Below are 14,127 nucleotides of genomic sequence, written 5' to 3'. Positions count from 1 at the left end.
CGCACTCAATCCAGAGCACGGTAGCGGAACTGGCGGAAGTGGACCTTGCCGTTGCCGGCGGCATAGATGGCCGGCTTCAGTGCAAGGAATTTCCCCGCCACATTGTGATGGTAGCCGGAGACTTCCATCTGAACAGGATACTTCTGCCAGCTGTGGCCGTCCTTGGAGGTGTGGACGGTGAGGATGTGGCGGTTGTTGGTGACCCTGAGCCACAGCTTGCCGCCAGTGGTGCTGGGCTGGGGCCGGGTAGGGCGCTCCTCGCCGTAGCGGTGCAGGATGAACTGCTCGCCGTTGCTGCCCACGCCGGCATACAGGCGGTCGCTGTAATACAGCAGGGCGCCGCCGAAGGCACCCGGCTCGATGTCCATTTCCACTTCGAACTGATAGGCGACGTCGCCGGCAATGGCAGTCAGCGGTGAGCTGTCACGCGGGGTGGTGCCCTTGCCCTGCAGGCTCATGCCGTCCTTGTCGAAGGACAGCCGCTGGTACTCGTCACGGGCCGGGTTGAAGAACGACCACTGCGGGCCGAGCTTGCCGCCCTTGAAGTCATCGGACAGCGCCATGCCATGCGGCAGCGCCTCGCCGGAGGGCTTGGCCAGCGGCGCGCCCAGATCGCCGCCTTTGGCGACGAACCAACCATCATCGGTCCACTCGATCGGTTCCAGCAGCATCTGTCGGCCCAGCGTCCAATAACCGTTCTCGTAGCCGTGGTACATCATCCAGCCGCGGCCATCGGTGCCTTCGATCAGGGTGGCATGGCCACGCGACCACCACGGCTCGGCGCGATCGACGGTGCGGGTGATGGGGTTGTTGGGTGCGTTTTCCCACGGCCCGTGGATCGAGCGCGAGCGTGCGGTGATGACCATGTGCCCGGTCGGCGGACCGGCGGTGCCGCCGACTGCGGTGGTCATGTAATACCAGCCATTGCGCTGGCTGATCTTCGGGCCTTCCTGGGCGTACGACTCGACGTCCCAGCTTTCCGGGTAACGCCAGCCGTCATAGACATGCCTGGGCTTGCCGACCACGCTCAGGCCGTCATCGCTGATCTGCACGTAGTCGCCACCGGACAGGAACAGGTAGCGCTTGCCGTCCTCGCCCACGGCGTGGCCGGGGTCGATGTAACCGGACAGGCCGATGTCGATCGGCTCGCTCCACGGGCCCTTGATGTCGTCGGCCCAGACCACGAAATTGCTGCGCGAATCACCGGTGCGCGCCGGGAAGTAGATGAAGTAGCGGCCCTTGTGCTTGATGATGTCCGGCGCCCAGATCGCGCCGACGTTGGTGGTGATGGCATGGCCCAGCGGCTGCCAGTTGACCAGGTCGCGCGAATGCCAGATCGGCAGGCCGGGATAGGCGTCGAAGGAGGACAGGGTGAGGTAGTAATCATCACCGTCCTTGAGCACCGACGGATCCGGGTGGTCGCCGGCCAGCACCGGGTTGAGGAAGCTGCCATTGCCCAGATCGGCCATGCGCTGGTGCTCGATGCCACGCTTCGGACTGATCGGTGCATCGGCGGCCCAGGCCGGCACGACGGCCAACAGGCATGCGGTGGCCAGCGCGGCCAGGGTACGGGTCACGTTCATCGACATCTCCAGGTTGAAGGCGCGGCGGATACGCCAGCGTCAAACCACGGCTGCGGACAGGCACGAGCCTGTCCGCAGCGTGCATGCATCAGCTACGCAGCAGGGCCGGCAGCCACAGCGACAGTTCGGGGAAGAAGGTCACGATCAACAGCACCAGCAGGCCGGCCATCCAGAACGGCCAGATGGTCTTCATGCTTTCGCCGACGCTGATCTTGCCGATGGCGGTACCGATGAACAGCACCGAGCCCACCGGCGGCGTGACCAGGCCGAGGCCACCGGTCAGCACCAGCACCAGACCGAAGTGGATCGGATCGATGCCATAAGCCTTGGCCACCGGCAGGAAGATCGGCGTGCAGATCAGGATCATCGGCGCCAGGTCCATGAAGGTGCCCAGCAACAGCAGCATCACCACGATCATCAACAACACCATGTACTTGCTGTGGGCGAAGGACTGCAGGAAATCCACCGCCGCCGCAGGTACCTGCAGGTAGGCCAGCAACCAGCCGAACACCGCAGCGGTGGCGATCACGAACAGGATCACACCGGTGCTGCGCGCCGCATGGATGACGGTCTCGAAGAACTCCTTGATGCGCAGCTGGCGGTACAGCACGGTGGTCACCAGCAAGGCGTAGACCACGGCGATTGCCGCCGACTCCACCGCGGTGAAGATACCGGCGCGGATACCGAAGAAGATCAGGCCGACCAGGCCGAGGCCGGGCAGGGCGGCAACCAACCGCAGCAGCACCGCGCGCCAGCCCGGGAAGGCTTCCACGCCGTAACCACGACGACGCGCGACCACGTAACCGGTGATCATCAATACCACCGTCATCAACAAGGCCGGCACGATGCCTGCGGCGAAAAGGTCGGCAATGGACAGACCACCACCGGCCGCAGCCGAGAACAGGATCAGGTTATGCGAGGGCGGTACCAGCAGCGCCACCAAGGCGGCGGTGATGCTGACGTTGACCGCGAAATCACGGTCGTAACCACGCTTGACCATCTGCGGAATCATCGTGCCGCCCACCGCCGACACGTCGGCAATAGCCGAACCGGACACACCGCCGAAGAACAGCGAGGACAGGATCGAGACCTGGCCCAGGCCACCGCGCATGCGGCCAACCAGCGACGACGCAAGGGAAATAAGACGCTCGGAAATACCGCCGCGCATCATGATTTCACCGGCAAAGATGAAAAGCGGAATGGCGATCAACGAGGCCGAGCCGGTGCCGGCGGATATCTGCTGCACCAGCACGATGCTGGGAATATCCAGATACAGCAGGGTGGCCAACGCTGCAGCGGCAAGCGCATAGGCCACCGGCACGCCGATCAACAACAGCACGCCGAATACGGCGAAAAGAATTGCGATACCCATGACTCAGCGGTCCCCTTCGGCAGCGTTGACAGCAGTGCCGGCGCCAACGCGCAGCGACAACAGCAGGCGATTGAGTGCGAACACCGCCATCAGCGCACCACCGATGCTCAGCGGCAGGTAGTTCACGCTCTGCGGCAGGTTGGCACCGGCGGTCTTGATATGCAGGCCGTCCAGCCACAACACCCAACCCCACCAGGCGAGGAAGCCGCCGATGGTGCCGACGATCAGCGGCACCAGCGCATCGATCAGGCGCTTGACCAGCGGGTGCATCTGCTCGGCCAACAGGAAGAAGCCAAAGTGACGATTGGTATACACACCGGCGGCAGCGCCCATGCTCATCGTGGTGCTCAGCAGCAACAGCGTGACCGGTTCGGTCCAGCTCGGTGAATCGTTGATCACATAGCGGGCGAAGACCTGCCAGCCCTGCACCACCACCAGCCCAAGCAGGGCGGCGACGGCGATATAGATGACCACATCGGCAACTTTCTCCAGCACGCGCTGGAGTCCTGCCGGGGCCGCTTGTACGTTGGAATCAGACATCGGTACGGCCCCCTCAGGCGAAGTCGCGGATGCGACGGTGCAGCGCGGCGATATCGGCCTGCTGCAGGTAGTCACGCAGCAGCGGTTCGGCAGCGGCGCGGAACGCCGGCATGTCGACCGCGTTCGACTTCACACCGGCAGCCAGTACCGCCTCGCGGGCCTTGTCTTCGGATGCGTCCCAGGCGGTGCGCATCACCTGCACCGATTGCCGCGCCAGATCGATCAGCAGGCGACGATCGGACGGGGTCAGCGCGTCCAGGCTGCGGCGCGACATCAGCAGGATGTCCGGCGCGTACGAGTGCTGGCTTTCCGACCAGTAATGCGCAGCCTCGAAATGACGGCTGGAATGGAAGCTGCGCATGTTGTTCTCGGCGCCGTCGATCATGTGCGTCTCCATGCCGGAGAACGTGTCGCCCAGCGACATCGGCGTGGGATTGGCACCGAACAGGCGCATCAGCTGCAGGAAGATGTCCGAGCTGGCCACGCGCAGCTTCAAGCCGTGCAGGTCCTTGGGCGTGATGATCGGGTGCTTGGTGTTGTAGAAGCTGCGCGCACCGGAGTCATAGACCGCCAGGCCAACCAGTTCGCGGCTCTCAAAGCCCTGCAGCACCGCATCGGCGATACTGCCATCGAGCGCGCGGCGCATATGGTCGACCGAGTCGAAGACATACGGCAGGCACAGCGCGCGGGTCAGCGGGAACGCATTGTTGAGCGCGCCGGAATAGACGCGGGTGATGTCGATGGCACCGAAGCGGGCCATGTCGATCGCCTCGGACTCACGGCCGAGCTGGCCGGAGTGGAACTGGTTCAAACCCAGGCGGCCACCGGTTTCGCGCAGCAGCTGTTCGCCGATCCACTTCACCGCGGTGACCGTCGGATAGTCCGCCACGTGCACATCGGTGGCGGTCAGCAGCTGACTGCCGGCGGTCGCACCCTTGCCGCCGCCAGAGCAGGCGGCGAGTACCGGCATGGCCAATGCCCCCATGCCGGTTTTGAGAAAGCCTCTTCGAGTAACCATAGCGCCCTCCAACGCGTTGCTACCGTGGCCGCCGGGATTACCCGGCTGGCACGGCCTTGCAGGAAATGTCGCCGTAACCGGCGAAGCGAATCAATGCCTGTTGGCCCACTGCGATGTCGTGGATGCCGGTGGCATTGCCGGTAGCGATCAGCTCGCCCTTCTTCAAGGGCCGACCACGCTTGGCCGAACGCGACAGTGCAAAGGCATAGGCCGCGCGCAGGCCGCCGGGCAGGGTGGTGGCGCCACCGGTGCCGACCACGATGCCGTCGATCTCGGTCTGCGCACGCAGTTCCGGCTCATCGCAGCGGGTCCAGTTCGGCACTTCGCCGCCCAGCACCAGGCCGTTGTTGTTGCCGAAGTCGGACACCACCACGCGCGGACCAAGGATATTGATGGTCTTCAACGGGCTGCTGGCCACTTCCACGCCGATGTAGAGCTTGGCCGGCAGCGCTTCGGCTTCTTCCGGGGTCCAGTCGAGCTTGTCGGCCGGTGCATCGGCCAGCAGTTCCAGCACGTACTCGGCCTCCACCGCGGCGAAGCCGCCAGCAGCCTCAAATACCGGGATCTCCACAATGCTACCGGTGGCATTCCAGAGATTGCGTTTGAAAATCGGGCCGAGCAGGCGGTCGTCGCCGGAGCTGTCGCGGCGTTCGGCGGCGATATAGCCGACCTTCCAGCCGACCACGCTGTCATCCCAGCGGCCGATCGCCAGATCCTGCACCTGATAGGCGGTGACCAGGTCGTCCGGAATCGCACCGGGGAAATCCGGAAGCGAGCGGCCATCGCGGCGTGCTTCCACAAAAGTGCGGGCAATCTCGTCCAGCGCGGCTGGCGCCTGCGGCTGGCTGCCTTGGTCGTTGCTCAAGTGCGTCTCCTGGTGACTTTGCTGCACTGCCCATCGACAGTGCTGTGACTGGCTGTATAAGGTAAACCGGTGTCATCTGACAATGTGCACTGCACCAGAAGCTGTACCACGCCCTCAGCCAAGACCTGACCGCTACGCCCATGATCCGTTTGAAACCCTTGCTGCAACTGGCTTTCGCCGCTTTTGTCGGATTGCTCCCGGCAACCGTATTGGCCGCCACCGATGGTGAACCCGCAGCGACGTCACCCGACCGTATCGCGCTATGGCCGCAGGGCATGGCACCGGGGGACAAGCCGCTGGCACAAGCACAGCGCATCGTCGAACGCAGCAGCGACCCCGCCTTGCCTGACCGCTATACCGACCATGTCAGCGCGCCGTATCTGGTGGCGTATCGTCCGGCCAAGCCCAATGGCAGCGCCTTGCTGGTGATCCCCGGCGGCGGCTACCAGCGCGTCGTGCTGGACAAGGAAGGCACGGCACTGGTGCCGGCACTGGTGGAGCAGGGTGGAGTAACCCTGTTCGTGTTGCGCTACCGGCTACCCGGCGAAGGCCGTACCGACCGTGAAGCGGCACTCGCCGATGCGCAGCGTGCATTGCGGCTGATCCGCCACCGCGCCAAGGAATGGGGCCTGGACCCGCAGCGCATCGGCACGATGGGTTTCTCCGCCGGCGGACATCTGGCTGCGCGGCTGGGCAATGGCTTTGACCGCAATGTCTATCCACACGGCGACGCAATCGATGCTGAGAGCGCACGTCCCGACTTCCAATTGCTGATGTACCCGGTCATCACGATGCGCGGCGACGACGTGCATACAGGCTCACGCGATCGCCTGCTCGGCAGCGCGCCCAACGACGAACTGCTGCAGCAATACTCGATGCAGCTGCAGGTCCGCGCCGACACACCGCCGACCTTCCTGCTGCATGCCGCCGATGACGAGGTAGTACCGGTAGGCAACAGCCTCCTGTTCTACAACAGCCTGCGCAGTGCAAAGGTAAGCAGCGAAATGCACCTGTTCCCACACGGCGGCCACGGCTTCGGCACACGCGGCACAGTGGGCCTGACAACAGCGGCATGGCCACAACTGGCCCTGAGCTGGATGGCATCGCAACAGCCAATCCAGCCCAAACCCAGCCTTTAAAGCCCCTCTCCCTCCGGGAGAGGGGTTGGGGAGAGGGCAAAGCGCGCCCAATCCCCACCACCCCAGGACACCACCATGCCGCAAACCCCAAACAACCCCGCCCGCCGCAGCTTCCTCCAGCAAACCACCCTGCTGGCCGCAGCAACCAGCCTTGCCACACTCAGCAACACCAGCTGGGCCAACACCGGCAGCAGCCCGATCGTCCGCATCCGCAGCGGCCGCCTGGCCGGCCAGACCGAAGCCGGCACACACGTGTTCCGCGGCATCCCCTACGGCGCCGACACCGCGCCACGCCGCTTCCAGTCCGCCCTGCAGGAGCAAGCCTGGCGCGGCATACGCGATGCGCTCGATTACGCCGCAGCTGCTCCACAAACCGGCAGCGAAGGCCCGGGCAGCGAGGACTGCCTCTACCTCAACGTGTGGACGCCAGCACTGCGCGACGGCGGCAAGCGGCCGATCCTGTTCTATATCCACGGCGGCGCCTACAACAACGGCTCCGGCAGCGACCCGCTCTACGACGGCGGCAACTTGAGCCGACGCGGCGACGTGGTGGTGGTGACGGTCAATCACCGCCTCAACCTGTTCGGCTACCTGTATCTGGCCCAGCTCGGCGGTGAGACCTTCAAGGACTCCGGCAATGTCGGCCAGCTCGACCTGATCCAGGCGCTGCAGTGGGTGCGCCAGCACGCCGCCGAATTTGGCGGTGATGCCGACAACGTCACCGTGTTCGGCCAATCCGGCGGCGGCGCCAAGATCGCCACGCTTATGGCGATGCCGGCAGCCAAGGGCCTGTTCCACCGCGCCTGGACGATGAGCGGCCAGCAGGCCACCGCCGCCGGCCCGCGCGCGGCCACACAACGCGCGCAGCTGGTGCTCGATCACCTCAAGGCCGATCCCGAGGCATTGCGGCGCATGCCGATGCAGCAACTGCTGGAGGCAGTGAAAGTGCGCGACCCCTCGCGCGTGGAGAACAGCAGCCTCTACGTCGGCCCGGTGCTGGATGCGCGCAACCTGCCGGTGCATCCGTTCTGGCCGCAGGCGCCGCAGCAATCGGCGACCATCCCGATGGTGATCGGCAATACCCACGACGAAACCCGCGCCTTCCTCGGCAACGATCCGAAGAATTTCGAACTGAGCTGGGAGGAATTGCCAGCCAAGCTCGAAGCCCAGCAATACGTGGATCTGTTGCCGTCGGTGGTGATTGCCGAGTACCGCCGCCTGTATCCGCAGTACACGCCGTCGGACGTGTTCTTCGCCGCCACCACCGCCGGCCGCTCCTGGCGCGGTGCGGTCGAAGAACTGGAAGCACGTGCGCGCCAGGGCGCACCCACCTGGGCGTACCAGTTGGATGGCTATGACCGTGATGGCGACGCCGCCAAGCTGCGTGCCTTCCACACCCTGGACATCCCGCTGGTGTTCCACAACAACACCCAGCCCGGTTCCCGCACCGGCAACGGTGCGGCGATGCAACAGCTTGCCGACACGATGAGTGATGCCTTGCTGGCCTTCGCGCGAAGCGGCGATCCCAACCACGCCGGTCTGCCGCATTGGCAGCAATACGGACTGGAACGCCGACAAACGATGCTGTTCGACACACAAAGCCGGCAGATGGACGACCCGCGCGGCGGCGAACGTCGTCTCTACCAGCAGGCGCCCTTCATCCAGCGCGGTACCTTCTGAGCTCGCCGGCAGATAGTTTCAACGGAATCTTTACCTGCCTTGCCTAGACTGCAGCGATGAATTTGCAATCGCCGCATCCCGAATTCGCCGGCCGTCAGCGCCTGCTGGACGGTATCGACGCCGCCTTGCAGGCCAGCGATACCCACAGCACGGTCGCCCAGGTGCAGGCCGTGCTGGAACGCGCCATCCGCGATCCGCAGATCGTGCTGCCCGCCTGCGTGCACGCCCCCGTGCACGATCACTACGCACGCCGCGAGATCTACCGCAGCCCGGAACATGGCTACAGCATCATCGCCATGACCTGGGGGCCGGGGCAGGGCACGCCGCTGCACGACCACGATGGCCTGTGGTGCGTGGAGGGCGTATGGCAGGGCAGCTTGGAGATCACCCCGTACCGCATGCTGGAGCGCGATGGTGAGCGTTACCGGTTTGCACCACGCGATTGCCTGCTGGGCTGCAAAGGCAGTGCAGGCAACCTGATTCCACCCGATGAATTCCACACGCTGCGCAACAGCGACACCGACCGGATTGCGATCTCGGTGCACGTCTACCAGCGCGTGATGGAGCGCAGCCACGTATTCCAGCCGATCGATGATGCGCCACGCTGGTATGCGCGTGAGTGCAAAGAGCTGGGGCTGGACGCGTGAGCCGGCGGCTTTTGTAGGAGCGGCGTAAGCCGCGAAGCCGATAATCCAACCAACGCCGGTAGTGCCGAGCCATGCTCGGCAAGAGGCATTACCGGTAAAGCCTCTGCCGAGCATGGCTCGGCACTACCGCAAGCAAAGCCCCTCTCCCTTTGGGAGAGGGGCTTGAACAATCACTGCAGCGGCAAGCGATTATTTAGCTTCGTCACCTCAGCCCCATCCCCATCCAGACCAACCCGCACATTCGCTCCCTCGCGCTTGAACCCGGCCGGCATCACCAGCTCCACCGTCGTCGTCCGCGGCGACAGATCCGACGGCGCTTCCAATGCAGGCACTGCAACCCGCGCAACTTCACGACCGCGCGCATCTTCCAACACCGCATAGCCAACGCCAGTCCCGACATGCCCCAGGCTGTGCACGGTCAACAGCACACGCTCGCCGTCGATCTTCAGGTCGCCGCGACCAATGCCCAGGTCCGCGCGCGTCTCCACCGGCGTGCCCGGCGTCACCAGCTCGAACTCGATTACCTGGCTCTGCTTCGGCGCGAATCGCAGCTGGGTGCCGACGCTCTTCTCCAGCAGCACCTCGCGAACCTCCGCCTTGCCGTCGATCACATCATCACCATCGCGATCCACGCCACTGCGGATCCGCCAGGTACCGGCGGCGATGTTCCAGCCGGTCATGGTCGCGTCCAGCGGCGTATTGCCAAGGTTGTAGGCAATCACCTTGAAGCGCTCCCGTGACGGCGCATGCACCAGCAGGGCGACCTGCTCGGCACCATCCGGCTGGGCGAACTGCCAGCTGACGGTATGCCCCGGCCAGCTCTGGTTGCGCTTCAAACCAATGCCGCCCAGTCGCAGGCGCTGCAGGAACTCGCTCGGGGCTTCGACGCGGTCGCTCCACCAGTGGCCCTCGGTGTTCATGTACTCGCGCTGCGCCTTGGCCTGAATGCCGTCGGCGTGCAGCGTTTCCAGGTACTTCTTGTCACCGGTCTGCTGCCAGGCGCTGATCGCGGCGAAGCCGCTGCCGCCCTTGTCGGCATCGGCCACCAGCTGCTTGCCCCAGTCCTGCTGCCTGCCCAGCACATCGACGTAATTCTCGCCGAGGTTGGACAGTACGCCCGGCCCGCCGCGCACTACGCGGTAGTCCAGCGCCTGCAGGTACTTGGCATCGCCAGTCCAGCGCCACGCGGCCCAGAAGGTGTGCATCAGATCGCCGCTGCCCGAGCCCTGGTTCAACTCGCCGCCGCGGGTCTTGCCGGTGGCCCAGTTGATCTCGTTGGGCAGGGTGAAGCGGCCCTTGTCGTCGTTGTAGGCGTGGGCCAGATAACCATCAGCCAAGCCGGTGACCAGCTTGCGGCCAGTCGGATCGGCGTTGTACTCGCCCATCAGGAAGGCCGGATGCAGCGCCGGGAACGAATACGGTTTCTGCCACTGCCAGTTCGGTTCGCGGTAAACCTTGTTGCCACCAAACCAGTTGCTGGAGAACAGCAGATTGCCCTGCGGGTTGCGCAGGATGATGTGCTCGTCGAAGGCCTTCACCGTCTCCATCAGGCGCTCGACGGTGAGCGGATCGCCCCAGTTGAGGTAGAGCATCGCGCTGTTGGTGTTGATGCCCTCCTCGTAGGCGTGCAGCTCATCAGTCTCGATGGTGCTCAGGCCATTGGAGAACATGCCGTTGCGATAAACCGCATCGGAGAGTGCGGTCAGCGAGCGGTTCAGGCGCTCGGGCTCCACGCCCATCAATGCCAGTCCCGGCCACTGCTGGGTCAGGTCGCTGTCGTCGGAAATGCCGCCGCCGAAATCGCCATAGGCGACCTGACGGTTCTCGATCCACCAGTCGACAAAGCGGCGCACGTACTTCAGGTCTTCAACCTGGCGGAACGCCCACAACGGCACGCCCTTCGGCGCCTGCGGCTGCTCGAACGGCGGCTTGCCCTGGCTGTTGTAGCTGATGTAATTCCAATACAGGCGGCCCAACTCATGGTCCGGATCGACCCTCAGCAGATCACTCAGATCGGCATAGACGCGCGAGTACAGCCGCTGGCGCTTGGAGGTGGTGTGCTCCTCGACCAGGAAGCCCCAGTTGTCACGCACCTGGTTGAAGCGATCTGCGACGTGCTGCTTGATCGCCTCCTTGCGTTCCTTGAACACCAGCCGCACTTCGGCGCCGTCCAGTGATGAGGCATTGAAGCCGGGCGCAGCCGAGGCCACCGAGATCCACAGGCTGTCGGCGGTGAGGATACGGTCGCGCAGGTCCAGCCACAGCGTGCGTGCTTCACCCGGCTTCACCGACACCGAGACATCGATCATGTCGCGCGCCGGCCAGATCGGGTCCTTGATGCGGATGTTCAGCGGGATCAGACCGTCATGCGTAGCCGGCAGGTCCAGCGCGGGAATATCGATCGCCACGCCATCCAGGCCGTCGTACATGTTCTCCCAGCTGTGCGCCCAGCTGCGGATCAGTGGCTGTGCGGCCGGTGCGTCGCCGACGCCGGATGGAATCAGCACGTGCACGATCGGCATCGGCTTGGCCGGCAGGCTGTCGGCAGCGCGCTTGCGCGAGCCTGCGCCCTTGGGCAGCGCCATCACCGTGCTGCGCTCATCCGGCGCGAAGCGGCCGTCGATGTAGTCGCGCAGGCTTGCGATGTTGGTGTAATCCGGCAATACGCTGCTGTCGATCTGATAGCGCTGCTTGACCGTGCCCTCCGGCTCGGCCGCGTCGCTGACCTGGTAGCCCCAGATCTCCTGGATCGGCGTTTCCTGCGCGGTGTTGTGGAAATGCAGCGCGCCACCGACCTGGTCGGCGAAGCTGTCGACGCTGCGCACCACGCCTTGCGGACGCTTGAACAAAGTGCCGGCCGTGCCTTTCAGCTCGCCGTAGGCGGCGCCGCGGATCTCGATGCGATTGATGTGCTCGCCTTCGGGAACTGTCAGGTCGAGTTGCTGACCACCTTCAACATAGGTATTCCAGTCCGGCAGCTGGAAGTAATCATTGCGGCCGGGCAGGCGCGAGCGGTTATAGACGCCGGGCCAGGTGGTTTCGGCAATACCGTCGGTGCCTTTCCACATCCATTGCAGCTTGTCCTTTACATCGGCGAACTCGACCTTGCGAATGCTTGTGGTCGGCGCGCTCAGTACCGGCGGTGCGGCACCTTCCCAGCCATAACGGTGCCACCAGGCGCGCTGCGAGGCGCTGCCGCTCTCGGCGCTGCGCGGCTCGGCATTGCGCGCAAGCGCGGCCACACCGGCGCCATCGAGCATGCGGTCATAGACGCGGATCTCGTCGAAGTCGCTGCCACGCAGGAAGTTGTAGCGGCTCTGCACCTGGTAGGGCGCCATCACCCGGCCAGCGAGGCCGAGCTGGTCCAGCGCTGCGTCGTAGTCGCCGGTGGTTGCCGCCTGCGCGACTTCACGGCCATCGACGAACAGCTTGACGCCCTTGTCCTCGTCCCAGGCAAAGGCGATGTGCTGCCATTGCTCGGGCGATGGATTCTTGTCGAGCTTGAACGAGACGCGGGTGCGGGCCAGGTTGGCATCGGTGACAAAAGCATCGAAGCCGTGCCCGTTCCAGTCGATGCGCAGCCACGCCATGTCCCAGCTGCTGTGGTCGGCGTAGCCGACACGGAAGATCACGAACGGGGTTTCGCCCACTGCGTAACGCGAGCGCCAGAAGAAGGACAGGGTGCCGCGCTCGGCCTGGATGTTGCCGGGCGCATTCCACGACAGCACGCCATCGTCCTGCCATTGGATCGCACGACCATGCGCACCATCATCGACAAGGCTGACCTTGTCCTGGAAGTTCGGCGTGGCATCGCCACCTGCGCTGTCGGCGACGAAGCCCTTGTCCGCCGATACGCGGAACAACAGCTCAGGCGACTGCGCGACTGCGCTCAGCGGTGCCAACAGCAGGCCCAGCACGCAGGCGAGATGGGTGGGACGCAACACGGTTTTCTGGTTCATTGTCTAACTCGTTCCAAATCGGTTGACTGCCTTGCTTAAGCCCCTCTCCCTCCGGGGTGAGAAGGGGCGCTCGCGAACCAAAGGTTCGCGCCGCTACGAACGCCCTTGCGCTGGCGCGAGGGCCGGGGCGCGGTGCGGGGGTTGGGGAGAGGGTCGAGCACATCCGCAATGCAGGATTGCGTGGGCTTCGCCCTCACCCTCATCCGGCCCTTCGGGCCACCTTCTCCCGGAGGGAGAAGGGTCAGACTTCACGTTCGCTCCGGCATCTTCCGCCCATGCCGCTGCGCCCACTTCGGCCACTCCCGCACCAGCAACTGCTCTGGCCACACGCCATACCAGGCATAACCTACCCGGCGTTCGTTCGGAATATCCGCGAAGCGCGCCACACGCTCGCCCTCGCGATTGACGAACATCGGCCGTCCCTGTTCCAGATCGTAGAAGCGCGCCCACAGCCGTGCGCCTGCCAAAGGTTCTACAAGCACGTCCTTGCCACTGGGCTGCTGCGGTGCCTCGACCTTGCGCATCGCCAGATCTGGCAAGGCATTGGCCTGCAGCCACTGCAGGCCGGCTTCGATGGCTTCGATGGCCTGCGGTGAAGGCTCGGGCTGGCGCATCAACAGCCGCAGCACGCCTACCGACTCGGATACGGCAAGCGATGGCAGTTCGTAGGAACGCGCCTTGGCCGGTTGCAGGCTGACCTCGTCGTATTGCGCGGCCCAGATGGAAAGCCGGCCATCCATGCGTACCTGCGTGGCCAATACGTTCTGCAAACCGCGCTGCAGGGCTGCATTGGCCTTGCCCCGATAGTCGGACGGCAACCCGGCAACCGCAGGTGCGCCTTCCGCGATGTCCTGCAGCAGGTCCAGCACGCGGGTCATCGCGTCGTCGTTGAAGGTGATCTGGTGGCGGTACAACGAGCGCTCGGGGTAGTACTGCGGCCAGCCGCCATTGGCGTATTGCGCGGCCAGCAGATAGTCCACGCCGCGCTGTGCGGCGCTCAGGTAAGCAGCGTTACCGGTGTCTTTCCATACCTGCAGCAGATGGCGGATCTCACGCGTGGTCGACTTGTTGTCGATATTGGCGTCATCCAGCCGATCCGGGGCCTGCAACGCCGTGCGCTCGTCGGCGCTGAACACGTGCTGGTAATCCACCGCCTTGCCCTGATATTGCTTGGACCAACCGCCGGAGGCGGTCTGCAGCAGCAACATGTTCTCGGCCTCTGCTTCGGTGCGCGGCGTGGCCGCATGCGCTGCCGGGAAGCTCCAGCCCGCACCGATCAACAGCACGGTCGACAACCATAATCGCCTCATCGCATTCTCCTGCA

Annotated in this window: 10 protein-coding genes; 3 read left to right on the top strand and 7 right to left on the bottom strand. The window is 64.8% G+C overall.

Going from position 1 to position 14,127, the window contains the following annotated elements:
* Positions 1 to 5 precede the first annotated feature (5 nt).
* The 5 genes from Q5Z11_RS00220 to Q5Z11_RS00200 all read right to left on the bottom strand — a co-directional run bounded on the left by Q5Z11_RS00220 (position 6) and on the right by Q5Z11_RS00200 (position 5,378).
* Positions 6 to 1,469, bottom strand: a complete 1,464-nt coding sequence (locus tag Q5Z11_RS00220) for a family 43 glycosylhydrolase (RefSeq protein WP_303750103.1) — start codon at positions 1,467 to 1,469, stop codon at positions 6 to 8.
* A gap of 202 nt (positions 1,470 to 1,671) precedes the next feature.
* Positions 1,672 to 2,955 carry a TRAP transporter large permease gene (locus Q5Z11_RS00215; protein ID WP_303748160.1) on the bottom strand — a complete coding sequence of 428 codons (1,284 nt, stop codon included), beginning with the start codon at positions 2,953 to 2,955 and terminating at the stop codon, positions 1,672 to 1,674.
* A gap of 3 nt (positions 2,956 to 2,958) precedes the next feature.
* Entirely contained in the window at positions 2,959 to 3,495 is a 537-nt protein-coding gene (locus Q5Z11_RS00210; protein WP_303748159.1) for a TRAP transporter small permease, read from the bottom strand.
* 13 nt (positions 3,496 to 3,508) lie between these two features.
* Positions 3,509 to 4,513 carry a TRAP transporter substrate-binding protein gene (locus Q5Z11_RS00205; protein WP_303748158.1) on the bottom strand — a complete coding sequence of 335 codons (1,005 nt, stop codon included), beginning with the start codon at positions 4,511 to 4,513 and terminating at the stop codon, positions 3,509 to 3,511.
* Positions 4,514 to 4,550: 37 nt separating this feature from the next.
* Positions 4,551 to 5,378 carry a 2-keto-4-pentenoate hydratase gene (locus Q5Z11_RS00200; RefSeq protein ID WP_303748157.1) on the bottom strand — a complete coding sequence of 276 codons (828 nt, stop codon included), beginning with the start codon at positions 5,376 to 5,378 and terminating at the stop codon, positions 4,551 to 4,553.
* 140 nt (positions 5,379 to 5,518) lie between these two features.
* On the opposite strand from Q5Z11_RS00200, the gene Q5Z11_RS00195 reads away from it, so the two are divergent.
* The 3 genes from Q5Z11_RS00195 to Q5Z11_RS00185 all read left to right on the top strand — a co-directional run bounded on the left by Q5Z11_RS00195 (position 5,519) and on the right by Q5Z11_RS00185 (position 8,844).
* Positions 5,519 to 6,517 carry an alpha/beta hydrolase gene (locus tag Q5Z11_RS00195; RefSeq protein ID WP_303748156.1) on the top strand — a complete coding sequence of 333 codons (999 nt, stop codon included), beginning with the start codon at positions 5,519 to 5,521 and terminating at the stop codon, positions 6,515 to 6,517.
* A 75-nt stretch (positions 6,518 to 6,592) separates the two neighbouring features.
* On the top strand, positions 6,593 to 8,197 hold the full coding sequence (locus tag Q5Z11_RS00190) for a carboxylesterase/lipase family protein (protein WP_303748155.1): 1,605 nt from the start codon (positions 6,593 to 6,595) through the stop codon (positions 8,195 to 8,197).
* A 56-nt stretch (positions 8,198 to 8,253) separates the two neighbouring features.
* On the top strand, positions 8,254 to 8,844 hold the full coding sequence (locus Q5Z11_RS00185; protein WP_303748154.1) for a cysteine dioxygenase family protein: 591 nt from the start codon (positions 8,254 to 8,256) through the stop codon (positions 8,842 to 8,844).
* Positions 8,845 to 9,014: 170 nt separating this feature from the next.
* Here Q5Z11_RS00185 and Q5Z11_RS00180 read toward each other — a convergent pair whose 3' ends face one another.
* Together Q5Z11_RS00180 and pelA are read right to left on the bottom strand one after the other, a co-directional pair.
* Positions 9,015 to 12,803 carry a LamG-like jellyroll fold domain-containing protein gene (locus Q5Z11_RS00180; RefSeq protein WP_303748153.1) on the bottom strand — a complete coding sequence of 1,263 codons (3,789 nt, stop codon included), beginning with the start codon at positions 12,801 to 12,803 and terminating at the stop codon, positions 9,015 to 9,017.
* Positions 12,804 to 13,051: 248 nt separating this feature from the next.
* Entirely contained in the window at positions 13,052 to 14,113 is a 1,062-nt protein-coding gene (pelA, locus tag Q5Z11_RS00175) for a pectate lyase (RefSeq protein WP_303748152.1), read from the bottom strand.
* Positions 14,114 to 14,127: the final 14 nt, after the last annotated feature.

The sequence above is a fragment of the Stenotrophomonas sp. 610A2 genome (assembly GCF_030549615.1).
GTDB lineage: Bacteria > Pseudomonadota > Gammaproteobacteria > Xanthomonadales > Xanthomonadaceae > Stenotrophomonas > Stenotrophomonas pigmentata.
The sequence above is the reverse complement of the archived record's forward strand: the minus strand, read 5'-3'. Positions and strand labels throughout refer to the sequence as shown.

Coding starts and splice junctions, on each gene's coding strand:
- Q5Z11_RS00220 (WP_303750103.1), bottom strand. CDS start 1,469: ATGGCCGATCTGGGCAATGGCAGCTTCCTCAACCCGGTGCTGGCCGGC.
- Q5Z11_RS00215 (WP_303748160.1), bottom strand. CDS start 2,955: ATGGGTATCGCAATTCTTTTCGCCGTATTCGGCGTGCTGTTGTTGATC.
- Q5Z11_RS00210 (WP_303748159.1), bottom strand. CDS start 3,495: ATGTCTGATTCCAACGTACAAGCGGCCCCGGCAGGACTCCAGCGCGTG.
- Q5Z11_RS00205 (WP_303748158.1), bottom strand. CDS start 4,513: ATGGTTACTCGAAGAGGCTTTCTCAAAACCGGCATGGGGGCATTGGCC.
- Q5Z11_RS00195 (WP_303748156.1), top strand. CDS start 5,519: ATGATCCGTTTGAAACCCTTGCTGCAACTGGCTTTCGCCGCTTTTGTC.
- Q5Z11_RS00190 (WP_303748155.1), top strand. CDS start 6,593: ATGCCGCAAACCCCAAACAACCCCGCCCGCCGCAGCTTCCTCCAGCAA.
- Q5Z11_RS00185 (WP_303748154.1), top strand. CDS start 8,254: ATGAATTTGCAATCGCCGCATCCCGAATTCGCCGGCCGTCAGCGCCTG.
- Q5Z11_RS00180 (WP_303748153.1), bottom strand. CDS start 12,803: ATGAACCAGAAAACCGTGTTGCGTCCCACCCATCTCGCCTGCGTGCTG.
- pelA (WP_303748152.1), bottom strand. CDS start 14,113: ATGAGGCGATTATGGTTGTCGACCGTGCTGTTGATCGGTGCGGGCTGG.